22 protein-coding genes and 1 other RNA gene are annotated in these 26,555 nt (G+C 70.5%); 12 read left to right on the top strand and 11 right to left on the bottom strand.

Annotation, left to right across the window (positions count from 1 at the left end):
• The first annotated feature begins 26 nt into the window (after nt 1-26).
• Nucleotides 27-764: a zinc ribbon domain-containing protein gene (locus ACFVTX_RS17965; protein WP_386902554.1), complete on the top strand. Its 738-nt coding sequence runs from the start codon at nt 27-29 to the stop codon at nt 762-764.
• Between the two features lie 20 nt (nt 765-784).
• An RNA gene (gene rnpB, locus ACFVTX_RS17960) (RNase P RNA component class A) lies at nt 785-1,162 on the top strand.
• 25 nt (nt 1,163-1,187) lie between these two features.
• Here rnpB and ppgK read toward each other — a convergent pair.
• Nucleotides 1,188-1,940: a polyphosphate--glucose phosphotransferase gene (gene ppgK, locus ACFVTX_RS17955; RefSeq protein WP_386902552.1), complete on the bottom strand. Its 753-nt coding sequence runs from the start codon at nt 1,938-1,940 to the stop codon at nt 1,188-1,190.
• A gap of 43 nt (nt 1,941-1,983) precedes the next feature.
• Nucleotides 1,984-2,856: a type I methionyl aminopeptidase gene (gene map / locus ACFVTX_RS17950; protein WP_386902550.1), complete on the bottom strand. Its 873-nt coding sequence runs from the start codon at nt 2,854-2,856 to the stop codon at nt 1,984-1,986.
• Between the two features lie 11 nt (nt 2,857-2,867).
• Between map and ACFVTX_RS17945 the strand changes: the two genes are divergently transcribed.
• Complete coding sequence (locus tag ACFVTX_RS17945) at nt 2,868-3,053, top strand: SPOR domain-containing protein (protein WP_386902548.1); 186 nt, start codon at nt 2,868-2,870, stop codon at nt 3,051-3,053.
• Between the two features lie 4 nt (nt 3,054-3,057).
• Here ACFVTX_RS17945 and panB read toward each other — a convergent pair whose 3' ends face one another.
• The gene (gene panB / locus ACFVTX_RS17940; RefSeq protein ID WP_386902546.1) at nt 3,058-3,939 is read right to left on the bottom strand and encodes a 3-methyl-2-oxobutanoate hydroxymethyltransferase; all 882 of its coding nucleotides are present in this window, start codon (nt 3,937-3,939) and stop codon (nt 3,058-3,060) included.
• Nucleotides 3,940-4,039: 100 nt separating this feature from the next.
• Here panB and ACFVTX_RS17935 point away from each other — a divergent pair, with 100 nt between their 5' ends.
• A complete protein-coding gene (locus tag ACFVTX_RS17935) occupies nt 4,040-5,395 on the top strand; it encodes a glutamine synthetase family protein (RefSeq protein ID WP_386902544.1) in 1,356 nt (451 codons plus the stop codon).
• Nucleotides 5,396-5,399: 4 nt separating this feature from the next.
• A complete protein-coding gene (locus ACFVTX_RS17930; protein ID WP_386902542.1) occupies nt 5,400-8,414 on the top strand; it encodes a bifunctional [glutamine synthetase] adenylyltransferase/[glutamine synthetase]-adenylyl-L-tyrosine phosphorylase in 3,015 nt (1,004 codons plus the stop codon).
• 174 nt (nt 8,415-8,588) lie between these two features.
• Here the strand turns inward: ACFVTX_RS17930 and glnA are convergent, their stop codons facing one another.
• Nucleotides 8,589-10,013 carry a type I glutamate--ammonia ligase gene (gene glnA, locus ACFVTX_RS17925; protein ID WP_386902540.1) on the bottom strand — a complete coding sequence of 475 codons (1,425 nt, stop codon included), beginning with the start codon at nt 10,011-10,013 and terminating at the stop codon, nt 8,589-8,591.
• Between the two features lie 137 nt (nt 10,014-10,150).
• Between glnA and ACFVTX_RS17920 the strand changes: the two genes are divergently transcribed.
• Nucleotides 10,151-10,585 carry an RDD family protein gene (locus ACFVTX_RS17920; RefSeq protein WP_386902538.1) on the top strand — a complete coding sequence of 145 codons (435 nt, stop codon included), beginning with the start codon at nt 10,151-10,153 and terminating at the stop codon, nt 10,583-10,585.
• A 155-nt stretch (nt 10,586-10,740) separates the two neighbouring features.
• Here ACFVTX_RS17920 and ACFVTX_RS17915 read toward each other — a convergent pair whose 3' ends face one another.
• The 3 genes from ACFVTX_RS17915 to lipB form a co-directional block, all read right to left on the bottom strand.
• A complete protein-coding gene (locus ACFVTX_RS17915; protein ID WP_386902536.1) occupies nt 10,741-11,454 on the bottom strand; it encodes a DUF4191 domain-containing protein in 714 nt (237 codons plus the stop codon).
• Between the two features lie 91 nt (nt 11,455-11,545).
• Nucleotides 11,546-12,535, bottom strand: a complete 990-nt coding sequence (gene lipA / locus ACFVTX_RS17910; protein ID WP_386902534.1) for a lipoyl synthase — start codon at nt 12,533-12,535, stop codon at nt 11,546-11,548.
• Nucleotides 12,532-13,173, bottom strand: coding sequence for a lipoyl(octanoyl) transferase LipB (gene lipB, locus ACFVTX_RS17905; RefSeq protein WP_386902532.1), 642 nt, complete (start codon nt 13,171-13,173; stop codon nt 12,532-12,534). The genes lipA and lipB overlap by 4 nt, the downstream gene beginning before the upstream one ends.
• Nucleotides 13,174-13,281: 108 nt before the next feature.
• Here lipB and ACFVTX_RS17900 point away from each other — a divergent pair, with 108 nt between their 5' ends.
• Nucleotides 13,282-14,943, top strand: a complete 1,662-nt coding sequence (locus ACFVTX_RS17900) for a hypothetical protein (RefSeq protein ID WP_386902530.1) — start codon at nt 13,282-13,284, stop codon at nt 14,941-14,943.
• On the opposite strand, the gene sucB is transcribed toward ACFVTX_RS17900, so the two are convergent.
• The 3 genes from sucB to ACFVTX_RS17885 all read right to left on the bottom strand — a co-directional run bounded on the left by sucB (nt 14,940) and on the right by ACFVTX_RS17885 (nt 19,424).
• Nucleotides 14,940-16,409: a 2-oxoglutarate dehydrogenase, E2 component, dihydrolipoamide succinyltransferase gene (sucB, locus tag ACFVTX_RS17895; protein WP_386902528.1), complete on the bottom strand. Its 1,470-nt coding sequence runs from the start codon at nt 16,407-16,409 to the stop codon at nt 14,940-14,942. The genes ACFVTX_RS17900 and sucB overlap by 4 nt on opposite strands.
• A gap of 70 nt (nt 16,410-16,479) precedes the next feature.
• A complete protein-coding gene (lpdA, locus tag ACFVTX_RS17890; protein WP_386902526.1) occupies nt 16,480-17,853 on the bottom strand; it encodes a dihydrolipoyl dehydrogenase in 1,374 nt (457 codons plus the stop codon).
• 98 nt (nt 17,854-17,951) lie between these two features.
• On the bottom strand, nt 17,952-19,424 hold the full coding sequence (locus ACFVTX_RS17885; RefSeq protein WP_386902524.1) for a leucyl aminopeptidase: 1,473 nt from the start codon (nt 19,422-19,424) through the stop codon (nt 17,952-17,954).
• 88 nt (nt 19,425-19,512) lie between these two features.
• On the opposite strand from ACFVTX_RS17885, the gene ACFVTX_RS17880 reads away from it, so the two are divergent.
• From ACFVTX_RS17880 to ACFVTX_RS17865, 4 genes are all read left to right on the top strand, one after another.
• On the top strand, nt 19,513-20,439 hold the full coding sequence (locus ACFVTX_RS17880) for a proteasome assembly chaperone family protein (RefSeq protein ID WP_386902522.1): 927 nt from the start codon (nt 19,513-19,515) through the stop codon (nt 20,437-20,439).
• 269 nt (nt 20,440-20,708) lie between these two features.
• Entirely contained in the window at nt 20,709-22,007 is a 1,299-nt protein-coding gene (locus tag ACFVTX_RS17875) for an RNA polymerase sigma factor (protein ID WP_386902520.1), read from the top strand.
• 7 nt (nt 22,008-22,014) lie between these two features.
• Nucleotides 22,015-23,286, top strand: coding sequence for a Mur ligase family protein (locus ACFVTX_RS17870; RefSeq protein WP_386902518.1), 1,272 nt, complete (start codon nt 22,015-22,017; stop codon nt 23,284-23,286).
• Nucleotides 23,283-24,020, top strand: a complete 738-nt coding sequence (locus ACFVTX_RS17865; RefSeq protein ID WP_386902516.1) for a type 1 glutamine amidotransferase — start codon at nt 23,283-23,285, stop codon at nt 24,018-24,020. The genes ACFVTX_RS17870 and ACFVTX_RS17865 overlap by 4 nt, the downstream gene beginning before the upstream one ends.
• Nucleotides 24,021-24,090: 70 nt before the next feature.
• Here the strand turns inward: ACFVTX_RS17865 and ACFVTX_RS17860 are convergent, their stop codons facing one another.
• Nucleotides 24,091-24,327, bottom strand: coding sequence for a hypothetical protein (locus tag ACFVTX_RS17860; RefSeq protein WP_022887733.1), 237 nt, complete (start codon nt 24,325-24,327; stop codon nt 24,091-24,093).
• 141 nt (nt 24,328-24,468) lie between these two features.
• Here ACFVTX_RS17860 and ACFVTX_RS17855 point away from each other — a divergent pair, with 141 nt between their 5' ends.
• A complete protein-coding gene (locus ACFVTX_RS17855) occupies nt 24,469-26,547 on the top strand; it encodes a type IIA DNA topoisomerase subunit B (protein WP_386902514.1) in 2,079 nt (692 codons plus the stop codon).
• Nucleotides 26,548-26,555: the final 8 nt, after the last annotated feature.

Genomic DNA, 26,555 nt, shown 5'->3' with positions numbered 1-26,555 from the left:
ACCCCGACCCCCACGAGGAGCAACACGTGAAGGCAAGCCCCGCCGAGCAGCAAGAGCTGCTGCGCCTGCAGTCGATCGACACCCGGGTGGCGCAGCTCGCGCATCGCCTCTCCTCGCTGCCGCAGACCGCTCCGCTCGCCGAGCTGGCGCAGCGCGACACGGCCGTGCGCGGCACCCGCGCCGAAGCGATCGGCACCCTCGAAGACGCGAAGGCCGAGCTCTCGCGCCTCGAGTCCGATGTCGCACTCGTCGAGGCGCGCATCGCCCGCGACAGCGACCGGCTCCAGCACACCTCCTCCGTGAAGGACGTGCAGGCCCTCGAGTCCGAGCTCGCCTCGCTCGCGAAGCGCCGCTCCGACCTCGAAGACCAGGAGCTCGTCGTCATGGAACGCGTCGAGGAGGCGGAGGTCGCCGTCTCGAGCATCGACCTGCAGCGTGCGGCGATCGTCACCGAGGTCGAAGCGCTCGAGGCCGAGCGCGACGCCGCGGCCGGCACCCTCTCCGTCGAGCGCGAGCAGACCGAACGCGACCGCGAGACCGTCGCCGCGGGCGTGCCCGCCGAGCTCCTCGCCTTCTACGAGCAGCGTCGCGTGCGCGGTGCCGGTGTCGGGGCGGCCCTGCTGCGTCAGCGCACCTGCGGCGGCTGCACGATGACCCTCACCGGATCCGACCTCGAGCAGGTTCGACGCTCGGCACCCGACGACGTGATCCAGTGCCCCGAGTGCGACCGCATCCTCGTGCGCACCGACGAGTCGGGCCTCTGACGCTAGACTTCAGGGGCGAGTGGGTCGGCAAGACGGTCGCGTCGCGGGGCTTCGGCTCCGCGCCGAGGAACGTCCGGGCTCCACAGGGCAGGACGGTGGGTAACACCCACCCGGGGCGACCCGCGAGACAGTGCCACAGAAAACAGACCGCCCGGTGCGCGAGCACCGGGTAAGGGTGAAACGGTGGGGTAAGAGCCCACCAGCGGTCGCGGTGACGCGATCGGCTCGGTAAACCTCGTCCGGAGCAAGGCCAGACAGGAGACCATGGGGCTGCCCGTCCCGTCTCCGGGTAGGCCGCTAGAGGGTCACGGCAACGTGCCCCCGAGAGAGATGGCCGTCCAGCCGGTGTCGCGCAAGCGCCCGGTGAACAGAACCCGGCGTATCAGCCGGCCCACTCGCACCATCTCGCCTCGCGGCGAAGCGCTACTTCGCCGCGAGCGACGCCGCCCCCAGGATTCCCGCGTTGTTGCGGTGTACGGCCGGGACGATCGGCGTCTTCAGCTCGAGCAGCGGCAGGAACTGCTCGTGGTGCTTCGAGACTCCGCCGCCGACCACGAAGAGGTCGGGGGAGAAGATGAACTCGACGTGCGCGTAGAACCGCTGCAGGCGCTCCGCCCACTGCGCCCAGTCGAGGCCGTCGCGCTCCATCGCCGAGTACGCGGCGCGCTTCTCGGCCTCGATGCCGTCGAGCTCGATGTGCCCGAGCTCGGTGTTCGGCACGAGCACGCCGTCGTAGAGGAACGCCGAACCGATGCCGGTGCCGAGCGTCGTGAGGATGACGAGCCCGTCGGCGTCGACCGCCGCGCCGTAGCGCGATTCGGCGTAGCCGGCGGCATCCGCGTCGTTGATGAAGTGGATCTCGCGACCGAAGGTCTGCTCGAACAGCTCTTCGGCGGGCAGGCCGATCCACTCGTGCGAGATGTTCGCCGCCGAGAGCGTGCGCCCGCGCTTCACGATCGCGGGGAAGCAGACGCCGAGGGGCAGCGAGTCGTCGAAGTCCGCGGAGAGCTGGGTGAGCAGTTCGTCGGTCGCGGCGAGGATGTCGTCGGGGCGACCGCCCTCGGGCGTCTTCACCTTGATGCGATCGGACACGAGCTCGCCGGTCGCGAGGTCGACGACCGCGCCCTTGATGCCCGTGCCGCCGATGTCGATGCCGATCGCGAGTTGCGTGCTCATGCGAATCACCCTATCCGGCGGTCGCTTCGTGAATGCCGACGGCTCAGGGCAGCGTCAGGATCTCGGTGCCGCGCTCGGTGACGACGAGGGTGTGCTCGAACTGCGCGGTGAGCGAGCGGTCGCGCGTGACGACCGTCCAGTCGTCGGCCCAGACGTCCCACTCAATGCCGCCGAGGGTGAGCATCGGCTCGATCGTGAACACCATGCCCGGCTCGATGACGGTCGTCGCGTTCGGGTCGTCGAAGTGGGGGATCACGAGGCCCGTGTGGAATGCACGCCCCACCCCGTGGCCCGTGTAGTCGCGCACGACCCCGTAGCCGAAGCGCTTCGCGTAGGCCTCGATCGCGCGCCCGATGACGTTCACCTGCCGGCCGGGGGCGACGGCGCGGATGCCACGCGCAAGCGCCTCGCGCGTGCGCTCGACGAGGAGGGCCGCCTCGCTGTCGGCGCCGCCCGCGTCGCCGACGAGGAAGGTGTGGTTGAGGTCGCCGTGCATGCCGTCGAGGTACGCCGTGACGTCGATGTTCACGAGGTCGCCGTCGGCGAGCACGGTGTCGTCGGGGATGCCGTGGCAGATGACCTCGTTGACCGAGGTGCAGCTCGACTTCGGGTAGCCGCGGTAGCCGAGCGTCGAGGGGTAGGCGCCGTGCGCGACGACGTACTCGTGGGCGATGCGGTCGAGTTCGTCGGTCGTGACACCCGGGCGGATCGCGGCGGCGGCCGCCTCGATCGCGCCGGCCGCGACACGCCCGGCCGCGCGGATGCGTTCGACCTCCTCGGGCGTGTAGCGGTCGCCGTCGAGGTTCGCCGCCGGGCCGCGTCGGCCGACGTACTCGGGGCGGGCGATCGACGCGGGTACGGTTCGCGCGGGGGAGAGTCGTCCGGGAATCAGGTGGCCGGAGGCATCCTTGGGCATAGGATCAGCCTATGGCCGAGGACATCGAGCACCGGTACTGGTACAACCTGAAGACGGGTGAGGTCGAGCAGGGATTCGTCTCTCCGTCGGTCGATCGGGTGGGCCCCTTCGAGACGCACGCCGAAGCCGAGCGGGCGCTCGAGATCCTCCGCGCGAACAGTGCGAAGTGGGCCGAGGAAGAGGCGGAAGAGAGCTGAGCCCCTACTCGTACGAGTGCTCGGCGTTCGGGTAGGTGCCCGACTCGACATCGGCCCGCCAGGCCGTCGCGGCCTGACTGAGGATGCCCGAGAGGTCGGCGTACTGCTTCACGAACTTCGGCACGCGGCCGATCGTGAGCCCGGCCCAGTCCGTCCAGACGAGCAGCTGGCCGTCGGTGTGGGGGCCCGCGCCGACGCTGATCGTCGGGATGTCGAGGAGCTCGGTCACCTGACGCGCGGCGTCGGCCGGGACCATCTCGAGGACGACGGCGAACGCGCCGGCGTCCTGCACGGCCTTCGCGTCGGCGAGGAGCTTCGCGACGCCCTCGCCGCGGCCCTGGATGACGTGGCCGCCGAGCCCGTGCTCGCTCTGCGGGGTGTACCCGATGTGCGCCATCACGGGGATGCCGGCGCCGACGATGCGGCGGATCTGCTTGTGGCTGCGCTCACCGCCCTCGAGCTTCACGGCGTGCGCACCGGTCTCCTTCATGAACCGCACGGCGGTGTGCAGCGCCTCTTCGGGGCCGTTCTCGTACGAGCCGAACGGCATGTCGGCGATGACGAACGCCCGCTTCACGGCGCCGGCCACGGCCCGCGTGAGCGGGATGAGGTCGTCGACCGTGACCGGGAGCGTCGTCTCGTAGCCGAGCACGTTGTTGCCGGCCGAGTCGCCCACGAGCAGGAAGTCGATGCCGGCCTCGTCGAAGATGCGCGCCGTGAGCTGGTCGTAGCTCGTCAGCCCGGTGATCTTGATGCCGTCGCGCTTCGCGTTCTGGAAGTGGCGCGTACGCACCCGCTTCGGCGCCCCCGCCACGGGAGCGGCGCCGTAGGGGTTCTGCTCAACGGGCTGGTGGTCGGATGCAGCGTTCTGCGGCTCGCCTGACATGTCGCCATCCTCGCACATCGGCGCCGTGGCATCCGGCCCGCGAACGTCGCGGTGAGGCCCGCGCGAGCCAGTACGCTGGAGGGTGCGAGAGAGGGTGTGGATGGATAAGCAGCGCGACTTCGTTCTTCGCACGATCGAGGAGCGAGGGGTCAAGTTCGTCAGGCTCTGGTTCACCGACGTCGTCGGCACCCTGAAGTCGGTCGCGATCGCGCCGGCCGAGGTCGAGGGCGCGTTCACCGAGGGCATCGGCTTCGACGGCTCCGCGATCGAGGGCCTCAGCCGCACCTTCGAGTCCGACCTGCTCGCCTACCCCGACCCGTCGACCTTCCAGACGCTGCCCTGGCGCGGCGACGTCGACCCCACCGGGCGCATGTTCTGCGACATCACGACCCCCGACGGGGAGCCGGCGGTCTCCGACCCGCGCAACGTGCTGAAGCGCACGCTCGAGCGCGCGGCTGATCGCGGGTTCACGTTCTACACGCACCCCGAGATCGAGTTCTACCTGCTCAAGTCGTCGAAGTACGGCCCCAACGGCCCCGAGCCCGTCGATTCCGCCGGGTACTTCGACAACGTGCCGGGAGGCACCGCCCACGACTTCCGTCGGCGTTCGGTGCGCATGCTCGAAGATCTGGGCATCTCGGTCGAGTTCAGCCATCACGAGGCCGGACCGGGTCAGAACGAGATCGACCTGCGCTACGCCGACGCCCTGACGACGGCCGACAACATCATGACGTTCCGCACCGTCATCAAGGAGGTCGCGATCGAGCAGGGTGTCTACGCGACGTTCATGCCCAAGCCGCTCGCCGACCAGCCCGGCTCCGGCATGCACACCCACCTGTCGCTCTTCGAGGGCGATGCCAATGCGTTCTACGAGCCGGGCGCGCAGTACCAGCTCTCCAAGATCGGCCGGCAGTTCATCGCCGGGCTGCTCCGGCACGCGCCGGAGATCACCGCCGTCACCAACCAGTTCGTGAACTCGTACAAGCGCCTCTGGGGCAGCGTCGGCGATTCGGGTCTGGCCGAGGCGCCGAGCTACATCTGCTGGGGCCACAACAACAGGTCGGCGCTCGTGCGCGTGCCCTTGTACAAGCCCAACAAGGGCCAGAGCGCACGCGTCGAGTACCGCGCCATCGACTCGGCGGCGAACCCCTACCTCGCCTTCTCGCTGCTGCTCGCGGCGGGCATGAAGGGCATCGAGCAGGGGTACGAGCTGCCGCCCGAGGCGGAAGACGACGTCTGGGCGCTCACCGACCGGGAGCGTCGTGCCCTCGGGTACAACCCGCTGCCGGCGAGCCTCGATCACGCGATCGAGCAGATGGAGGGCTCAGAGCTCGTCGCCGAGACGCTCGGCGAGCAGGTCTACAACTACGTGCTCGCGAACAAGCGGGCCGAGTGGCGCGACTACCGCTCGCAGGTGACGCCGTTCGAGCTGCAGCGCAACCTCGAGATCCTCTGACCGCGTGTCTCGACAGGCTCCGACGCTCGGTCGGCTCGCGCGGGCGGGCTTCGATGAACTCGACCGGGCGTCGGCCGGTCTCGCCGAGCTCGCCGAGGCGACCGGGGTCGAGGTCGAGTCGTTGCTCGAGGCGCTCGCGACCGCGGCCGACCCCGATGCGGCACTCGTCGAGCTGCGACGGCTGCACGATCGGGCTCCGGCCGAGGTCGTCGCCGTGCTCGCCGAACCCGCGGCCGCCGAGCGGCTCGCACGCCTCGTCGGGGTCTCGCGCGGGCTCGCCGACTTCCTGAGCCGCCACCCCGCCGACCTCGCGCTGCTGCGCGCCGTCCCGGTTCCGCCGCCGTCGGCGGGCGAGGGCCGAGCGCTCCTCCTCGCCGCGGTCGACGATCTGCCCGACTCGGCCGCCGCCGACTCCGAGGCCGTGGCCGCCCTCGTCCGCGCACGCTACCGCCGGCTGCTCACCGGGATCGCGGTCTACGATGTCACGCGGCACAGCGCGGTCGACGTCGTCGACGTCGTCGCCGCGGGGCTCGCCGATCTCGCCGGCGCAGCCCTCGACGCGGCCATCGCAGGCGCGCGTCGTCTCGTCGCACGTGGCGAGGGGCAACCCGCCGCACCCGGCAGGTACCCCGCCGCGGAGGTCGCGGCGACCCGCCTCGCCGTCATCGGCATGGGCAAGGCCGGCGCACGAGAGCTCAACTACGTGAGCGACGTCGACGTGATCTTCGTGGCGGAGTCTGCCGACGAAGAGGTCGTCTCGACGCCGCGGGCGCTCGAGATCGCGACGCGCCTCGCGGTCATCGCGATGCGTCTCATCGGCGAGCCCGGCATCGAGCCGCCGCTGTGGGAGGTCGACCCGAACCTGCGCCCCGAGGGCAAGGACGGCGCGCTCGTCCGCACCCTCGACTCGCACCTGCAGTACTACGAGCGCTGGGCGAAGAGCTGGGAGTTCCAGGCGCTGCTGAAGGCGCGCCCGCTCGCGGGCGACCTCGAACTCGGCGGTCGCTACACCGCCGGCGTCGCGCCGATGGTCTGGTCGAGCTCGAGCCGCGAAGGCTTCGTCGAGTCCGTGCAGCGCATGCGCGAGCGCGTCACCGAGCACATCCCCGCCGACGAGGTCGACGTGCAGTTGAAGCTCGGCCCCGGCGGCCTCCGCGACATCGAGTTCACGGTGCAGCTGCTGCAGCTCGTGCACGGCGCGAGCGACGACTCGATCCGGCAGGGCGGCACGCTGCTCGCCCTCACCGCGCTGGCCGACGCCGGCTACGTCGGGCGCGAGGAGGCGGGGGAGTTCTCGCGCGACTACCGGGTACTGCGGGTGCTCGAGCACCGTTTGCAGCTCGAACGCCTGCGGCGAACCCACCTCATGCCCCGCGACGCCGACCGGCTGCGGGTGCTCGCGCGCGCCTCGGGGCTGGGTCGCGACGCCGCCGAGCTGACCCGGGTCTGGCAGTCGACGCGTCAGCGCGTGCGCGGCCTGCACCAACGCCTCTTCTACCGGCCGCTGCTCTCCGCGGTCGCAGCGCTCCCGGCGTCCGGTCTCGAACTCACGAGCGCGCAGGCCGAGGCCCGCCTCGCGGCCATCGGCTTCCGCGATCCGAAGGGGGCGCTCGCGCACATCGCGGCGCTCACGAGCGGGCTCTCGCGTCGCGCGACGATCCAGCGGCACCTCATGCCGGTGCTCATCTCCTGGTTCGCCGAGGGCACCGACCCCGACTTCGGGCTGCTGTCGTTCCGCCGACTGAGCGACACGCTCGGCACGACGCACTGGTACCTGCGGCTCCTCCGCGATTCGTCCGACGCGGCGATGCGCCTCACCCGTGTGCTGTCGGGATCGCGGTACGCCGCCCACCTCCTCGAGCGCGCACCCGAGGCGGTCGCCTGGCTCGAGGACCTCGACGAACTGCGCCCGCGATCGCTCGGCGCCCTCCAGGACGAGACCCGTGCCGTCCTCCGCCGTCACGGCGATGCCGACGACGCGGCGAAGATCTTCCGCGCCATGCGGCGACGCGAGATGCTGCGCCTCGCCCTCGCCGGCATCCTCGACGTGTGCACCGTCGAGGAGCTCGGGCACGGCCTCAGCGACCTGACCGAGAACCACATCGCCGCGCTCGTCGCGGCGATCCGCGGCGAGGAGCCCGACGGCATCGAGTTCGCGGTGATCGGCATGGGCCGCTTCGGCGGGCGGGAGCTCGGCATCGGCTCCGACGCCGACATCATCTACGTGTACCGCATGCAGGGCGCCGAGGCCGATGCCGCCCACTCCCGGGCGCTGCGCATCGTGAGCGAACTCGTGCGCCTCTCCGAAGACGCCCGCCTGCCGTTCGAGCTCGACGCCGACCTCCGCCCCGAGGGGCGCAACGGCGTCGTGGCCCGCTCGCTCGACGCCTATCGCGCCTACTACTCGCGCTGGTCGCTCACCTGGGAGGCGCAGGCGCTCCTGCGCGCCCGCGGCGTCGCCGGCGACCGTGCGCTCATCGACGACTTCACGGCACTCGCCGACACCGTGCGATACCCCCAGGAGATCACCGAGCAGGCGGTGCGAGAGGTCAAACGCATCAAGGCTCGCGTCGAGAACGAGCGGCTCCCGCAGGGTGCCGACCCGACCCGTCACCTGAAGCTCGGCCGCGGATCGATCTCCGACGTCGAATGGTTCGTGCAGCTCGTCCAGCTGCAGCACGGCGCCGAGATCCCGGCGCTCCGCACCACGTCGACGCTCGGTGCCCTCGAAGCGGCGACGGAGGCCGAGCTCATCACCCCGCCCGACGCCGAGACGCTTCGCGCTGCATGGGTGTTCTCGTCGCGCGCCCGATCGGCGCTCACGCTCTGGCTCGACCGCACGACCGACGTTCTGCCCGTCGAACGCTCCCAGCTCGAAGGCGTGGCCCGCATCATGGGCTACCCGGCCGGCTCGGCGACCGCGCTCGAGCACGACTACCTGCAACTCACCCGCCGGGCTCGGGCGGTGTTCGAGCGCGGGTTCTACGGGCTCGAGCCGAAGCGCGAACCGACGATCTGACGACGGCCCGTTCGGCGGTGCGGATGCCACGTGGCCGGCCGCGTGGCATCCGCACCGCCGTCGACGTGACGGCCGCGCCGAACGCGAGCTCGCCCGCCGTGCCCGTGACGGCCGAAAGGCCGCCCCGCGTGCGCGGGACGGCCTTTCGGTGAGCAGCAGGGGGCTGCGGGTGGATCAGACGCCGTAGTAGAGCTCGAACTCGAACGGGTGCGGGCGCTGAGCGAGGGGCTTCAGCTCCTTCTCGCGCTTGTAGTCGATCCAGGTCTCGATGAGCTCCTTGGTGAACACGCCGCCCTCGAGGAGGAAGTCGTGGTCGGCCTCGAGCGCGTCGAGCGCCTCGCCGAGCGAACCCGGCAGCTGCGGGATGGCCTTCGCCTCCTCGGGCGGGAGCTCGTAGAGGTCCTTGTCGACGGGCTCGTGCGGCTCGATGCGGTTCTTGATGCCGTCGAGGCCGGCCATGAGCTGGGCGGCGAAGGCGAGGTACGGGTTCGACGCGCCGTCGGGCACGCGGAACTCGATGCGCTTGGCCTTCGGGTTGGTGCCGGTGATCGGGATGCGGATGCACGCCGAGCGGTTGCCGGCCGAGTACACCAGGTTGACGGGAGCCTCGAAGCCGGGGACGAGGCGGCGGAACGAGTTGACGCTCGGGTTGGTGAAGGCGAGCACGGCCGGAGCGTGCTTCAGCAGGCCGCCGATGTACCAGCGGGCGAGGTCGGAGAGCCCGCCGTAGCCGGCCTCGTCGTAGAACAGCGGCTTGCCGTCGTTCCAGAGCGACTGGTGGGTGTGCATGCCCGAGCCGTTGTCGCCGAAGAGCGGCTTCGGCATGAAGGTCGCCGTCTTGCCCCACAGGTCGGCGGTGTTCTTCACGATGTACTTGAACTTCAGGATGTCGTCGGCCGCGTGCACCATGGTGTCGAAGCGGTAGTTGATCTCCTGCTGTCCGCCGGTGCCGACCTCGTGGTGCGAACGCTCGAGGTGGAAGCCCGCCTCGATGAGCTTCAGCGAGATGTCGTCGCGCAGGTCTGCCGTCTTGTCGACCGGGCTGACCGGGAAGTAGCCGCCCTTGAAGGGGGTCTTGTTGGCGAGGTTTCCGCCCTCCTCCTTGCGGCCGCTGTTCCAGGCGCCCTCTTCGGAGTCGACCGAGTAGAAGCTCGAGTGCTGGTTCACCTCGTAGCGGACGTCGTCGAAGATGTAGAACTCGGCCTCGGGGGCGAAGTACGCGGTGTCGGCGATGCCGGTCGAGGCGAGGTACTTCTCGGCCTTCTTGGCGACCTGACGCGGGTCCTTCGAGTAGATCTCGCCGTTGCGCGGGTTGTAGATGTCGAAGACCATGACGAGCGTGCGCTCGGCGCGGAACTGGTCGACGTACGCGGTCGTCACATCGGGGATGAGCTGCATGTCCGACTCGTGGATGTTCGCGAAGCCGCGGATCGAGGAGCCGTCGAAGAGCTGACCGACCGTGAAGAACTCCTCGTCGACCGTGGAGGCCGGGATGTTGAAGTGCTGCTGCACACCCGGAAGGTCGGTGAAGCGGATGTCGAGGAACTTGACATCCGTCTCCTTGATGAACTTGAGCACTTCGGACGAATCAGTGAACATGTTTCGGCGTCTCCAAGGGGGCGGGTAGCGGAACGGTCTTGCACAGCCACGAGTGACGCTATCCGCGCGCCGTTTCCCGACCATGACCGGAATGTTTCGGCCATGTTACGCGACTCGGGCTTCGGTAGAATCATTCGGTGCCCGACGCGAAACCTCAGACATTCGGAGATCTCGAACCCAGCCGGTGGCCCGGCGAACGACTCGGGCTCCCCGAACAGGGGCGCGGTTCGGTCGCCCGAGCGGGCCGACGGATCCTCGCCCTGATGGTCGACTGGGGCAGCGCGATGCTGCTCTCGCTGCTCGTCACCCCCTACGAGTCGGTCGCGTACACCTGGGTGACGCCGCTCGTCTTCGCGGTGCTGCAGATCGTGTTCATCCCGACGATCGGCGGCAGCCTCGGTCACCGCCTGTTCGGCATGCACGTCGTCGCCGTCGAGGGCGGCTGGGTCGGCTTCGTCCGCCCGATCGTGCGCACGGGCCTGCTGCTGCTCGTGATCCCCGCGCTCGTGTGGGACTCGGACCAGCGCGGCTTCCACGACAAGGTCGCCCGCACGGTGCTCATCCGCTCCTAGCCGCCGGCGCGGCATCCGCACGAGCGGGTCGCCGTCGAGGCATCCGTTCGGAGGCTTCGCCCCGACCCCTCGCCTCGTCCTCGCCCTGAACGACGAACGCGGCACCCGTCGATCGAGACGGATGCCGCGTGGCGTCGTGTGCGGAGGGGGCGCGCTCAGCGCATCTTGCCGCGCTGCGGCCGAGCCTTCATCGGGTCGATGCCCTTCGGGATCGGCAGGGCCGACTGCAGGGAGTTGAGGCGGTTCGAGACGGCCAGCACCTCGGGCTTCGTGAGGGCCTTCTTCGTCTTGCGGAGGGTTGCGGGGAGTCGGTAGAGCTCGACCGAGCCCTCGTCGTGACCGACCGAGATGAGCGTGATCGGCACGTTCGGGAGAACGCGGGCGACCTTGCGCTGCTCGTCGTCGAGCATGCGCTGCGTGCGCGAGATCGGGCCTTCGCTGATCAGGGCGACGCCGCCGCGGCCGACGGCACGGTACACGGCGTCCTGCGTCTTGCCGTTGACGGCGACGGGCATCTCGTTGCCGACCCAGCTGCCGCGCAGGCCGCTGCGGAGCACCGCACCGACCGCACCGGGCTGGCCGTCGATCTGCGAGTAGGCGGCGCGCTCGGCGCGACGGCCGAGCACCAGGAGCGCGAGCAGGAGACCGGCGAGCACACCCGCGATGATCCAGAGCGCGATCGTGAACCCGTTGCCCTCGCTCAGCCACAGGGCGAGCGCGAGACCGACGATGATCGGCCCGAGGAAGGCCAGGAGCATCAGCCACTGCGCGGTCGAGTCGTAGCGGCGGGTCATCTGGAAGACCTGCCACATCTGCTTGAGGCGGCCGGGCTCCTTCTGAGCCTTCGATGCGTCCTTGGTGCGTGCCATGGTTCCTAGGATACCGGCGGTGAGGGGCTGCTCGGACCGCGTGGGACGTCGCGATCCGAGCAGCCGGGATGGACTCGGCAGGGCGGATGCCTCAGCCGACCGCCTGCGCGAAACCGAGCGAGGTGTCGGCGAGGTGGGAGAGCTCGGCCGGGAGTTCGCGACCCTTCGCCTGCATCGACTGCGCCCACAGGCGGCCGGCGCGGTACGAGGACCGCACGAGCGGACCGGCGAGGACCCCGAGGAAGCCGATCTCCTCGGCCTCCGCCTTGATCTCGAGGAACTCCTCGGGGCGAACCCAGCGCGCGACCGGCAGGTGGCGCGGGCTCGGGCGCAGGTACTGCGTCACGGTGATGATGTCGGTGCCCGCCTCGTGCAGGTCGCGGAGCGCCTGCGAGACCTCCGCACGCTCCTCTCCCATGCCGAGGATGAGGTTCGACTTCGTGATGAGCCCCGCATCGCGACCCTGGGTGATCACGTCGAGCGATCGCTCGTAGCGGAACGCCGGGCGGATGCGCTTGAAGATGCGCGGCACCGTCTCGACGTTGTGCGCGAACACCTCGGGCCGTGCGTCGAAGACCTGCTGCAGCAGCTCGGGGATGCCGTTGAAGTCGGGGACGAGGATCTCGACTCCGGTGCCGGGCGACTGGCGGTGGATCTCGCGGATCGTCTCGGCGTAGAGCCACGCACCGCCGTCGGCCAGGTCGTCGCGGGCGACGCCGGTCACGGTCGAGTAGCGCAGCTGCATGCGCACGACCGACTCGCCCACGCGGCGCGGCTCGTCGGCGTCGAAGTCGGCCGGCTTGCCGGTGTCGATCTGGCAGAAGTCGCAGCGTCGCGTGCATTGCGAACCGCCGATGAGGAAGGTCGCCTCGCGATCCTCCCAGCACTCGTAGATGTTCGGGCAGCCGGCCTCCTGGCAGACCGTGTGCAGGTCTTCGCTCTTCACGAGCGACTGCAGCGCACGGTACTCGGGCCCCATCTTCGCCCGGGTCTTGATCCATTCGGGCTTGCGTTCGATCGGCGTCTGGGCATTGCGGACTTCGAGGCGCAGCATCTTGCGCCCCTCGGGTGCGGTGCTCACGCGACCAACGCCCCCTCGAGCTCGCGGCGGAGCCGATCGCTGACCGCGTCGGCGACGTCGGACGGCGTGACGGTTCGACCGAGCTCGCGCGAGATCGTCGTGACGCCGGCGTCGCGGATGCCGCAGGCGACGATCTTCTCGTACGGCTCGAGCGAGTTCGAGCAGTTGAGGGCGAAGCCGTGCATCGTGACGCCGTCGGCGACGCGGATGCCGATCGCGGCGATCTTGTTCTCACGGCCTTCGGGGCCGACCCAGACGCCCGAGCGTCCGTCGACCCGGCGACCGTCGATACCGAGGCCGGCGACGACGTCGATGAGCACGCCCTCGAGACGGCGCACGTAGTCGACCACGTCGATCGGCTCGGCGAGACGCACGATCGGGTAGCCGACGAGCTGCCCGGGGCCGTGCCAGGTGATCTTGCCGCCTCGATCGACGTCGATGACGGGTGTTCCGTCATCGGGTCGTTCGTCGGGAGCGGTTCGCTTCCCGGCGGTGTAGACGGAGGGGTGCTCCAGAAGGAGGACGGTGTCGGGGCGTTCGCCCGCGACGACCGCGCGATGGACGGCGCGCTGAAGGTCGAGGCCTTCGATGTACGGCACGGAGTTGGCGCTTAGCCCCGTGTCGACGATGTCGAGCATTCGGCCAGTCTAGGCGACTCGTCCTCCACAGTCGGCAGCGTTGGCGGCCTCGGGCCAGTTCTCCCTCCGACGGCCGCGGGGGCGTCGTGTCGGCGGGAGAGTGGCGGCATGAGACGTCACTCGCGAGGCCGACGCACGCCCGATGCTGCGCAGATTCCCGCCGCGACAGAACCCGGTGGCGCCGGTGCCGGTGGCGCAGCGGCCGGAGCGGGTGCGACGCACGAGGGCGACGCGGGCGACCGTGCGCTCGTCTCGGGTTATCGACTGCTCCGACGGATCGCTTCCGGCGATCGTGCCTCGGTGTACCTCGCGAGCGGCGCGCATGCGAGCGACCCGGCGTCGCCGCGGTCGGTCGTGGCGCTGCGCATCTACGAAGCCGGCGGCGACGACGCGCGCATCGCCGCAGAGATCTCGGCGATGACGGCGGATGCCACGGGCACGCTGCCTGCGCTCCACGATGTCACCGCGCTCGGCGACGGCCGCTGCGTGCTCGCCGTCGAACGCATCGGCGGCCCGACGCTCGCCAGGCTGCTCACCGAACGTGCGCTCGAGCCGGGGGAGGCGGTCACGCTGCTCGCCCCCATCGCCGTCGCCGTCGCGAACCTCGCCGAAGCCGGGTTCGTGCACACTCGCCTCGCGCCCAACGACGTGCTGATCGACGGCGTGGGCCGACCGAGGCTCATCGGACTCGGTGCGATCCGCCGACTCGACGAGGTGCCGAGCGCGATCGAACGCACCGAGCTGCTCCGCGCGGGCCACGTCGCACTCGCCGAGCTCGTCGCCGGGGTCGCAGCGGCGACCCGCCCTCACGGGAGCCTCGATCGGGCGGTCGCCCTGATCACGGGGGCGGCCGCGGCACGGCCGTTCGTGCGCAGCGAAGCCCTCCTCGAGCGCGCCTTGTTCGAGTCGGCGGCCGCGATCGCCGTCCGCGGGCTCCGCGCGCCGAGTGCGCCCGGCCCGATTCCCGCACGTCTCGCCGTCGGCGACGGCTCGAGCGGCGAGGTGTGCGGCGACGCCACCGTGGGGTTCGGCCCCGGGGTCGTGGCGCTGACCGAGCACGGCGGCGTCCTGCACGATCCGACGACGGCTGCGCCGCCTCGCCGTGGGCTCCTCGGGACGCTCGCGTCGCTCGCGCAGTTCCCGTCGGAGGCCGTCGAACACGGTGCGGAGCTCGCCGACGTCGACCCCGCCGTGTCACTGCTCGGTCGGGTGCGGCGCGCACTCGTCGCGCGACGTCGGGCCGTGCTCGTCGCCGCACTGATCGGTGGCGCCGCGCTCGTGCTCATGTTGACGCTCGTGCCGCCCGCCGACCCGCAGGCGGCCCCGGCTTCGGGCGATTCGGTGCAGGCGGGCGGTGCAGAGCTCGAGGGCGGTGCCCACGGCTCCCCGAACGCGCCCGGGACGGCGACGAGCGCAGCACCGTCGCCCGAGGATGCTTCGGCGACGACCGTCGCAGACCCGGTCGGCGCCTCCACCGCGCTCCTCGAACTCCGGGACGCGTGCCTCGCCGCGCTCGACGCCGGCTGCCTCGAGCAGGTCGATCAGCCCGGCTCGGCGATCGAGCGCGCCGACCTCGCCCTCCTCGCCGGTGCACGCGAGGGTGTCGCGATCGAACCGGGGGAGTACGTGCTCGATGCGATCACGGTCACCGCCGAGATGGGCGATGCCGTGCTCATGGCGGTGCCGCGCACCGCGCCGGAAAGCGAACCGGCCTCGCTCCTCGTGATGAGGAGCGAGGCCGGTTGGCGTCTTCGAGAGCTGTTCGACTAGATGCCGAGGTCGGCGTCGAACGCGCCCTCCTCGAGGCGATCCTTGATCGCCGTGAGGAAGCGCGCGGCGTCGGCGCCGTCGATGATGCGGTGGTCGTACGACAGTGCGAGGTACACCATCGAGCGCACGGCGATCGCGTCGGCGCCGTCCTGCGAGATGACGACCGGACGCTTCACGACGACACCCGTGCCGAGGATCGCCGACTGCGGCAGGAACACGACGGGCGTGTCGAACAGCGCACCGCGCGAACCCGTGTTCGTCAGCGTGAAGGTACCGCCGGCGAGCTCGTCGGGCTTCAGCTGGTTGTTGCGGGTGCGGTCGGCGAGGTCGGCGATCTGCGCGGCGAGGCCGGCGATGTCGAGCTCACCCGCGTTGCGGATGACCGGCGTCAGCAGGCCGCGCTCGGTGTCGACCGCGATGCTCATGTTCTCCTGCGCCGGGTAGACGATGCTGTCGCCGTCGACGGTCGAGTTGATGATCGGGTAGGCGCGCAGCGCCTCGGCCGCGGCCAGCGCGAAGAACGGCAGGAAGGAGAGCTTGTTGCCCGTCTTCGCGAGGAAGTCGCCCTTGACGCGGTCGCGCAGACGCGCAACGCGGGTCACGTCGACCTCGACCACCGTGGTGAGCTGAGCCGTCGAGGTCATCGAGACGACCGCGCGCTCCGCGACGACCTTGCGCAGGCGCGTCATCGGGACGGTGGTGCCGCGCAGCGGCGAGGTCTCGAGCGGCTGACGCGCGACCGGAGCCGCGGCGGCAGCGGCCGCCGGGGCAGCCTGGGCCGAGATGACGTCCTGCTTGCGGATGCGGCCGCCGACACCTGTGCCGGTCACGCTCGCGAGGTCGACACCCTGCTCGTTCGCGAGCTTGCGCACGATCGGCGTGACGTAGCCCGAAGGGCCAGCGTGCGCGCCACCGGTGGCCGGAGCCGGAGCCGGAGCAGCGGGTGCGGCTGCAGGAGCCGGTGCGGCCGGCGCGGCCGGCGCGACGGGCTCGGGTGCGGCGACCGGAGCGGGCGCGGCCACGGGTGCAGCAGGAGCTGCGGCCGGAGCGGCGGGGGCGACGGGCTCAGGGGCCGCAACGGGCTCGGGCGCGGCGGCCGGAGCGGCCGGTGCGACGGGCTCGGGAGCAGCGACGGGCTCGGGTGCGGGCGGTGCCGCGACGGGCTCGGCCGGAGCGGCGGGCGCCTCGGCGGGTGCGGGTGCAGCGGCCTCGGGGGCCGCGGCGCCGGAGCCGTCGCCGATGGTCACGAGCGCGGTGCCGACCTCGACGGTCTCGTCCTCCTGGACGAGGATCGCCTCGATGACACCCGCGACGGGCGACGGGATCTCGGTGTCGACCTTGTCGGTCGAGACCTCGAGCAGCGGCTCGTCCACCTCGACACGGTCGCCGACATTCTTCAGCCAGCGGGTGACCGTGCCTTCAGTGACACTCTCACCGAGTGCCGGGAGGCTGACGGATTCGCTCATGCGCTTGTCTCCTTCACAGCGTGGGAACGCTTTCTAGCTTATTGCAGTCGTAATTGGCGGGCAGCGGGACTCAGATGGCGTGCAGCGGCTTGCCCGCCAGCTTCAGCACGGCCTCGCCGAAGGCCTCGGCCTGCGTCGGGTGCGCGTGGATGAAGGGGGCGATGTCCTCGGGGTACGCCTCCCAGTTCACGGCGAGCTGCGCCTCCGAGATGAGCTCGCCGACGCGGCCGCCGATCATGTGCACGCCGACGATGGGGCCGTCGTTCACGCGCACGACCTTCACCGAGCCGCCGGTGCCGAGGATGCTCGACTTGCCGTTGCCCGCGAGGTTGTAGTCGTAGGAGCTGATCTGCTCGGCGCCGAACTTCTCGGCCGCCTTGGCCTCGGTGTAGCCGACCGAAGCGACCTCAGGCTCGCAGTAGGTGATCTTCGGGACGTTCACGTCGTCGACGACGATCGGGTTGAGCCCCGCGATCTCCTCGGCGACGAAGATGCCCTGCTGGTAGCTGCGGTGCGCGAGCTGGAGGCCGGGGACGATGTCGCCGACGGCGTAGACGCCGGGCACGTTCGTCGCGAGGCGCTCGTTCGTGAGCACGAAGCCGCGGTCCATCGAGACGCCGACCTCTTCGAAGCCGAGTCCCTGGGTCGAGGGGCCGCGGCCGACGGCGACGAGCAGCAGCTCGGCCTCGTACGTCGCGCCGTTCTCGAGGGTGACGACGACGCCCTGCTCGTTCTGGGTGACGCTCTGGAAGCGGATGCCGAGCGAGAAGTCGATGCCGCGTTTGCGGAACGCGCGCTCGAGCTGCTTCGAGATCGACTCCTCCTCGTTGGGGACGAGGTGGGGGAGCGCCTCGATGATCGTGACCTCGGCGCCGAAGGAGCGCCAGACGCTCGCGAACTCGACGCCGATGACGCCGCCGCCGAGGACGGCGACCTTCTTCGGGACGAAGTCGAGCTCGAGAGCCTGCTCGCTCGTGATCACGCGGCCGCCGATCTCGAGGCCGGGCAGCGAGCGCGAGTACGAGCCGGTGGCGAGCACGACGTTCTTGCCGACGTAGCGGTCGTCGCCGACCTGCACCGTGTTGGGTGCGACGAGGCGACCCTCGCCCTCGACCACGGGGATGCCGCGGGCCTTGAGGAGGCCCTGCAGGCCCTTCCACTTGCTCGCGACGATGCCCTCGCGGTACGCCGAGACGGCGTTGATGTCGATGCCCTCGAACGCGGTCTTGACGCCGTACTTGGCGGTGTCCTTCGAGACCTCGGCGACCTCGGCCGCGTGCAGCAGCGCCTTCGTCGGGATGCAGCCGCGGTGGAGACATGTGCCGCCGAGCTTGCCCTTCTCGATCACCACCGCGGTGAGTCCGAGTTCGACGGCGCGAATCGCAGCGGCATAACCCGCGCTGCCTCCGCCGAGGACGACCATGTCAAAGTTCTGCTCGGACAACCGCAATCTCCCTTGCGCATCTGATCTGCGTCACGGACCACCGCAGGCGTGTCGCCGCGGCAGGGCGTATGGGCGACGTTCTCGCCCATACGACCTTACTACTTGGTTGAGAAGTCCTCGCCCAGTGCGACGAGCGTGCGAACGGCGGCTCCGGTCGCGCCCGTGCCGGTGAATCCCCACCCCGAACCGCTGTTGTGCGCGGGGCCCGCGATGTCGAGGTGCGCCCACGGAATGCGGCGGTCGGAGTCGCCCTGCTTGCCGACGAACTGCTGCAGGAACACGCCCGCGAGGAGCATGCCGGGCACCGTCATTCCGAGCTTCGTGTTCATGAGGTCGGCGACGTCGGACTTGAGGAGCGGGAGGAGGTCGCCGGGCAGCGGCATCGGCCAGGTGCTCTCGTCGACGGCATCGGCCGCGGAGCGCACGCGGGCGACGAGCTCGTCGTCGCCCATGAGGCCGGTGATGCGGTGGCCGAGCGCGACGACCTGGGCGCCGGTGAGGGTGGCGACGTCGATGATCGCGTCGGGCTGCTCCTCGCTCGCGGCGACGAGGGCGTCGGCGAGGACGAGGCGGCCCTCGGCGTCGGTGTTGGTGACCTCGACGGTCTTGCCGCCGCGGATGCGGAGGACGTCGTTCGGGCGGATCGCGGTGCCGGAGGGCATGTTCTCGGCGAGGCAGAGCCAGCCGGTGATGCGGACGGGCAGGCCGAGCTCCGCGATCGCGACGATCGACGAGAGCACGGCGGCGGCGCCCGCCATGTCGGTCTTCATGCCCACCATCGAGGTGGCCGGCTTCAGCGAGAGGCCGCCCGAGTCGAAGGTGATGCCCTTGCCGATGAAGGCGAGATGGGTGGATGCCCCGTCGGGAGCCCATTCGAGGCGCACGAGCCGCGGGCCGCGGCTGGAGCCCTGCCCGACCCCGGTGATGCCGCCGAAGCCGTCTTCGACGAGCCCTGCTTCGTCCCACACGCGGCTCGTCACGCCGACGGCGTCGGCCGCTTCGACGGCGAGCGCGGCGAAGCTCTCGGGGTAGAGCTCGGAGGGCGAGGCGTTCACGAGGTCCTTCGTGCGGGCGACCGCGGCGACGACCGAGGTGATGCGGTCGAGGCCGATCGCTTCGGCGTCGAAGGTGCTGTGCAGCGCGATGCGGGAGACCGACGGCTTCGCCTCGGTGCGGTACTCGTCGTAGGCGTACGCGCCGAGCGCGGCGCCCTCGAGGAGGGCTGCGGCCTGCGCGGCGTCGTCGACGAGTGAGCCGATCGCGACCGAGGCGGTGTCGGTGAGGCGGCGCACGGCGGAGCCGGCCGCACGGCGGAGGCCCGAGGCATCCGCCTGCTCGCCGACGCCGACCACTGCGACGACGCGGGGGCCGCCCTCGATGCCCGGCAGGCGCGTCAGCTCGTCGCTCGCGCCCGTCGCGCCGAGCGCGACGAGCTGGGGTCCGACCCACTCGAAACCGTCGGCGCCGAGGAGCTCGGCGCGGTCGGCGCCCTTCGTGGCGACGAGCAGCACGACGTCGGCGTCGGCTGCGGGAGCGGGGGAGGTGGTGACGGAGAGCGTGGGAACGGTCATGTCTCCCGATGGTACGTGTTCGCTCTGGGCATCAACGCCCTGCGCCTCCGGCGGGAGGGGGCGCGAGCGGCGTCAGTAGGCTGGAATCATGCGCGATCCCCGTTCCCTGTACGAGTTGAACGCCGAGGTCTCGGTTCCCCCGGGGCTGCCGCTCGTCGCGGGCCTCACCGGCTCGGCCGACGCGGGCGGCGCGGTCGCGCAGACGACCGAGTACCTGCGCGAGACCCTCGAGACGACGGTCGTCGCGAGTTTCGACATCGACGAGCTCCTCGACTATCGCGCGCGGCGCCCGATCATCCTCTTCGACGGCGACCACCTGACCGACTACACGCCGCCGCGGCTCGCGCTCGAACTCGCGCGCGACGAGCTCGGCCGGCCGTTCCTCCTCCTCACCGGGTTCGAGCCGGACTTCCGCTGGGAGGCGTTCAGCACCGCGGTGCTGCAGCTCATCGACGAACTGCAAGTCGCGTCGACGACCTGGGTGAACTCGATCCCCATGCCCGTGCCGCACACCCGGCCGATCCGGGTCACCGTCAGCGGAAACCGTGAGGAGCTCATCGAGACCATGTCGGTGTGGCGGCCCACGACGCAGGTGCCGTCGAACGCCCTGCACCTCATCGAGTTCAAGCTCGCCGAGCTCGGCCATCCGACGACCGGCTTCGTGCTGCTCATCCCGCACTACCTCGCCGACGCCGAGTACCCGTCGGCGGCGGTCGCGGCGCTCGAGGCGATCAGCGCGTCGACCGGCCGGATCTTCCCGACCGACGCGTTGCGCGCGCAGGGGCGCGAGTTCCTCGCCCGCATCGACGAGCAGGTCGCCGAGAACGGCGAGCTCGCGAAGCTCGTCGGCACGCTCGAGGAGCGCCACGACGCCTACATGGAGGGAACGACGCTGCGCTCGCCCCTCACCGACGAGGACGGCGAGCTGCCGAGCGCCGACGAGATCGCCGCAGAGCTCGAGAAGTTCCTCGCCTTCCGTCGTTCGCGCGACGACGAACCGCCGAGAACCGCCTGACGGCCCGACGAGCCGGCACGCGGGAATTCTCCGCTTCCGATCGGTGTTGAAGATCCTGAACGCCGGGGTGTCGAACGTGCACGGACGCGGCTGCGCGTCTGTATAATTAAGGCAGGACCCGTTCGGGTTCGCGGGTTCGATATCGGTCGAACCATTCACGCGGACTTGACATGGGTCCTCATAGTGTCCGAAAACGACCGGACCGACAGCACGAGCCGCACCCTCCGACGAGGGCGCACGCCGGCCGACGGTAGGAGAGGTTCATACGTATGGCAACGACGAAGGCGAAGGCGGCCGACGAGGCCGAGGCGCCCGCCGCGAAGCGCCAGACCGCCGCGAAGTCGACCGCGAGCAAGGCGCCCGCCGCGAAGACCGCGGCGAAGACGACGACGGCATCGAAGACGCCGCGCACCGCGACGGCGAAGGCGAAGGCCCCTGCGAAGCCCCGCGGCAAGGCGAAGGCATCCGACGACGACGAGGACGAGGTCGACCCGGCCGAGCTCGACGAGGTCGAGGTCGCCGACGACGCCGATGACGCGTCCGACGAGGACGCGAAGCCCATCGCGGTCGACCCGCACCCGACGGGCGCACTCGTGCTGCGCGCGACCGACGACGAAGACGAAGTGCCCGTGTACTCGTCGGCGATCACCGGCGCGACGGCCGACCCCGTCAAGGACTACCTGAAGCAGATCGGCAAGGTTGCGCTCCTGAACGCGGCCGAAGAGGTCGAGCTCGCGATGCGCATCGAGGCGGGCCTCTTCGCCGAGGAGAAGCTGTCGGCGATGACCGACGCCGAGAAGCGCTCGCAGCTCGGTCGCGAGCTGCAGTGGGTCGCAAAGGACGGCCAGCGTGCGAAGAGCCACCTGCTCGGCGCGAACCTGCGTCTCGTCGTCTCGCTCGCCAAGCGCTACACGGGTCGCGGCATGCAGTTCCTCGACCTGATTCAAGAGGGCAACCTGGGTCTCATCCGTGCGGTCGAGAAGTTCGACTACACGAAGGGCTTCAAGTTCTCGACCTACGCGACGTGGTGGATCCGTCAGGCGATCACCCGCGCGATGGCCGACCAGGCCCGCACCATCCGCATCCCCGTGCACATGGTCGAGGTCATCAACAAGCTCGCCCGCGTGCAGCGTCAGATGCTGCAGGACCTGGGGCGCGAGCCCACGCCCGAAGAGCTGAGCCGCGAACTCGACATGACCCCTGAGAAGGTCATCGAGGTGCAGAAGTACGGCCGCGAGCCGATCTCGCTGCACACCCCGCTCGGTGAAGACGGCGACAGCGAGTTCGGCGACCTCATCGAAGACACCGAAGCGGTCGTCCCGGCCGACGCGGTGGGCTTCACGATGCTGCAGAAGCAGCTCGAGTCGCTGCTCGACTCGCTGAGCGAGCGCGAGGCGGGCGTCATCCGCATGCGCTTCGGCCTCGGCGACGGCATGCCGAAGACCCTCGACCAGATCGGCGACACCTTCGGCGTGACGCGCGAGCGCATCCGCCAGATCGAGTCGAAGACGATGGCGAAGCTCCGCCACCCGTCGCGGTCGCAGTCGCTGCGCGACTACCTCGAGTAGGCCGCCGGTGCCATCTGGATCCCTGCGTTACGGGCCGGCGATCCTCGTCGGCAGACTCACCAGATTCGCCGCCCGGCTGCGCAAGCCGGGCGGCGGCTCTGCGGTTCCCGGGCTCGTCGTCAACCGCATCGCCCCGAACTACCTGAAGCGCACGCTGTCGGGTTTCCCGCAGGGGCTCGTCGTGGTCTCGGGGTCGGCGGGCAAGTCGACGACGACGAAGATGCTCGTCGCGATCCTCCGCGAGCACGGCGTCGACGTCTTCACGAATCCGTCGACGGCGAACATCAGCCAGGGCCTCACCTCGGCGCTGCTCGAGCAGGCGGACTGGCTGGGCCGCGTGCCCGGTGAGGTCGCCGTGCTCGAGATGGACGAGGGCCACGGCGCCCTCGTCATGCAGGGCGTCGACGCCCGTGTCGTCGCGCTCACGAACGTCATGGTCGACCAGATCGACCGGTTCCACGACTCGGAGATGGTGGCCGACATGCTCGGCCGCATCGCGGCCCGCGCCGGTGAGGCGGTCGTCGTGAACGCCGACGACGCGTACCTCGAGCGTCTGGCCGAGAAGCTCCGGCCGGAGGTCTCGGTGCGCCGCTTCGGCGTATCGCAGGCGGTGCTCGACTCGGCTCCTCGCGGGCTCGGGTACACCGAGACCGCCGAACGACGTCTGCAGCCCGGCGACGGGCTCGTCATCGACGCGGTCGAGGGGCGCCAGGTCGTGCTCGACGACCGCGGCGCCGAGGTGCGGGCGGGGCTTCCGGCACGCGGCATCCACTACGCCGTCGATGCGGCCGCCGCATACGCGACGGCGCAGGCCGTCCTCGGCGAGCGGTTCTCCGCCGAGACGGCGGCACGTGCGCTCAGCGCGATCCCGGCGGTGTTCGGCCGCGGCGAGCGGGTCACCGTGCGCGGTCAGGAGGTCGAGTTCGTGCTCGTGCAGAACCCGGCCAGCTACCAGTTGAACGTCGACAGCATCGAGCCCGGCACGAGCGACATCCTGTTCGCGATCGGCTCCGACGTGCGCGACCCGTCCTACTTCTGGCCCGCCGACGCCTCGTCGCTCGACCGCGTGAAGATCGTGAGCGGCTCGAAGGCCGCCGAGGCCGCACTGATGCTCGCGTACGACGGGGTCGAGATCGACCGGGTCGAGCCCGAGCTCGGCGTCGCGCTCGACGACTTCCTCGCGGCCCCCGCACCCGAACGCGGGGTGAAGACGATCGTCTTCTCCGCCGACTCGATGCGCCGCACGCGCGCCCACCTCGGACTGACGGGAACGGAATGACCTTCACCATCGTCTCCCTCCTGCCGACGCTGCAGAACACGAACGGCGACGCGCAGAACGCGGCCGTGCTCGCGCAGCGCGCCCGCTGGGCCGGGCTCGACGCCGAGGTGATCGCGGTCGACGATGGCTCGGCGCTGCCCGAGCGGGTCGACGCCGTCGTGCTCGGCTCGGGCAGCGACGCCTCCCTCGAGACGAGCCGCGAGCTGCTCCTCGGCATGCACGACGAGCTCCGCCGCTGGGGCACCGAGGGCGTGCCGATCCTCGCGGTCGGCACCGGATGGGAACTGCTCAGCTGGGGCATCGAGACGGCCGGCGGCCGCAGCATCGAAGGTCTCGGCATCCTGCCGGGGCGCGCGGTGCCCCGCGACGGCCGCGTCACGGGCGACCTCATTGTGAAGTCGCCGCTCTTCGGCGCGCTCGTCGGGTTCGAGAACCATGCCCGTGACTACCTCGGCGCCGAGGGATCGCCGCTCGGCCGCGTACGCTCGGGCGAGGGCAACGGGCGCGACTCCGGTCAGGAGGGCGTCGTCATGGGCGCCGTCTTCGGCACGCACCTGCACGGGCCGGTCCTCGCGAAGAACCCCCGCTTCGCCGACCACCTCCTCGGCGTCATGGCCGAGCGCGCCGGTGAGGTGTACTCACCCGGCGGGCGCACGGCCGAGGTCGACGCCTACGCCGCGACGGCCCGCGACGCGCAGACGCGTGCGGCTGGGGTCGAGGCATCCGCCCTCTGAATCGACCCACCCCCGAAACGACGAAACGCCCCGGTCACCCGGGGCGTTTCGCGTATGGTCGGTCGGCCGTTCAGCGCTTGTCGTCGGCCAGGAGGCGCGACGACTCGTCGTGCCACGAGTGCGCGATCTGCGAGAGCTTCTCCTGGTGCTTGCGGCCGTGGTGGGCGCAGAACAGCAGTTCGCCGCTCGCGACGACGACGCGGATATAGGCCTGCGCGCCGCAGGCGTCGCAGCGGTCGAGCGCGGTGAGCTCGTAGGGGGTCTCGAGTTCATCGACCGCACCGGTGGTCTCGGTGTACTGGGTCATGGCTCCTCCTCCGTGCTCATGAATGTCCGTTCATCAATGAAAACACGTGGGGGAGCACCTCCCTTCCATGCGACAGGGCATTTCGCTCAGCGCGTAGCGCCTGCACTTCGGTGTCGGTCGCGCTCACTAGGCTTGTTCGACGTGAGCTCCGACTATTCCGCACGCCATCTCTCCGTCCTCGAAGGGCTCGAGGCGGTGCGCAAGCGACCCGGCATGTACATCGGTTCGACCGACTCGCGCGGTCTCATGCACTGCCTCTGGGAGATCATCGACAACTCCGTCGACGAGGCGCTCGCCGGCCACGGTTCCGACATCGGCGTGCTCCTCCACCCCGACGGGAGCGTCGAGGTGCGCGACCAGGCCCGAGGCATCCCCGTCGACGTCGAACCGAAGACGGGGCTCACCGGCGTCGAGGTCGTCTTCACGAAGCTGCACGCCGGCGGCAAGTTCGGGTCCGGCTCCTACGCCGCGTCGGGCGGCCTGCACGGCGTCGGCGCCTCGGTCGTGAACGCCCTCTCCGAGCGGCTCGACGTCGAGGTCGACCGCGACGGCAAGACCTGGGCGATGTCGTTCCACCGCGGCGAGCCCGGCATCTTCGCCGATTCGGGGGCGCCCTCGCCCGACGCGCCGTTCACGCCGTTCGAGGAGCGCAGCGAGCTACGGGTCGTCGGCAAGGTCAAGAAGGGCGTCACCGGTACGCGCATCCGCTACTGGGCCGACCGGCAGATCTTCACGAAGGGCGCCGAGTTCCAGACCGACGAGCTGCTCGGGCGCGCCCGGCAGACGGCGTTCCTCGTTCCCGGCCTCGCGATCGACGTCACCGACGAGCGCGGCGAGACCCCGCACACCACCTCGTTCCAGTTCGAGGGCGGCATCTCCGAGTTCGTCGACCACCTCGCTCCCGACTCGGGCATCACCGACATCTGGCGGCTCACCGGCAGCGGCAACTTCACCGAGACGGTGCCCGTGCTGACCGAGGGCGGTGCGATGGTGCCGACCGAGCTCACCCGCACCTGCGAGGTCGACATCGCGCTGCGGTGGGGCACCGGCTACGACACGGTCGTGCGCTCGTTCGTCAACATCATCGCCACCCCGAAGGGCGGCACCCACCAGGCCGGCTTCGACCAGGGGCTGCTGAAGTTCCTGCGCCAGCAGGTCGAGCAGAACGCGCGCCGCCTCAAGGCGGGCAACGACAAGCTCGACAAGGACGACGTGCTCGCCGGCCTCACCGCGGTCATCACCGTGCGCCTGCCCGAGCCGCAGTTCGAGGGCCAGACGAAGGAGGTGCTCGGCACCCCCGCCGTGCGCAACATCGTCTCGTCCGTGCTCACGAAAGAGCTCGGCACCCGCTTCTCGTCGACGAAGCGCGACGACAAGACGCAGGCGGCGCTCCTGCTCGACAAGGTCGTCGCCGAGATGAAGTCGCGCATCTCCGCGCGCGCCCACAAAGAGACCCAGCGTCGCAAGAACGCGCTCGAGAGCTCCTCGCTGCCGGCGAAGCTCGTCGACTGCCGTTCGAACGACGTCGCGCACAGCGAGCTCTTCATCGTCGAGGGCGACTCGGCCCTCGGCACCGCGAAGCTCGCGCGCGACAGCGAGCACCAGGCGCTGCTGCCGATCCGCGGCAAGATCCTCAACGTGCAGAAGGCGAGCGTCTCCGACATGCTCGGCAACGCCGAGTGCGCCTCGATCATCCAGGTCATCGGCGCGGGCTCGGGGCGCAGCTTCGAGCTGTCGCAGGCGCGCTACGGCAAGGTCATCCTGATGGCCGATGCCGACGTCGACGGTGCGCACATCCGCACGCTGCTGCTCACCCTCTTCTTCCGGTACATGCGACCCATGATCGAAGAGGGGCGCGTCTTCGCCGCCGTGCCGCCGCTCCACCGCGTCGTCGTGATGAACCCGGGTTCGAAGCCGAACGAGACGATCTACACGTACTCCGAGGCCGAGCTGAAGGGCGTGCTCGCCGGGCTCGACAAGCAGAAGAAGCGGTACCAAGACCCGATCCAGCGGTACAAGGGTCTCGGCGAGATGGACGCCGACCAGCTCGCCACGACCACGATGGACCGCCGTCACCGCACCCTTCGCCGGGTCGGCATCGGCGACGCCGAGAACGCCGGCCGCGTGTTCGAACTGCTCATGGGCAACGAGGTCGCCCCCCGCAAGGAGTTCATCATCGAGAGCGCCGACGCGCTCGAGCGCGACCGCATCGACGCCTGAGGCGCGGC

It is taken from the genome of Agromyces sp. NPDC058136 (genome assembly GCF_042884375.1).
In the GTDB taxonomy this organism is placed as follows: Bacteria; Actinomycetota; Actinomycetes; order Actinomycetales; family Microbacteriaceae; genus Agromyces.
Note: the sequence above shows the minus strand (reverse complement) of the source record. Positions and strands in the feature narration are given on the sequence as shown.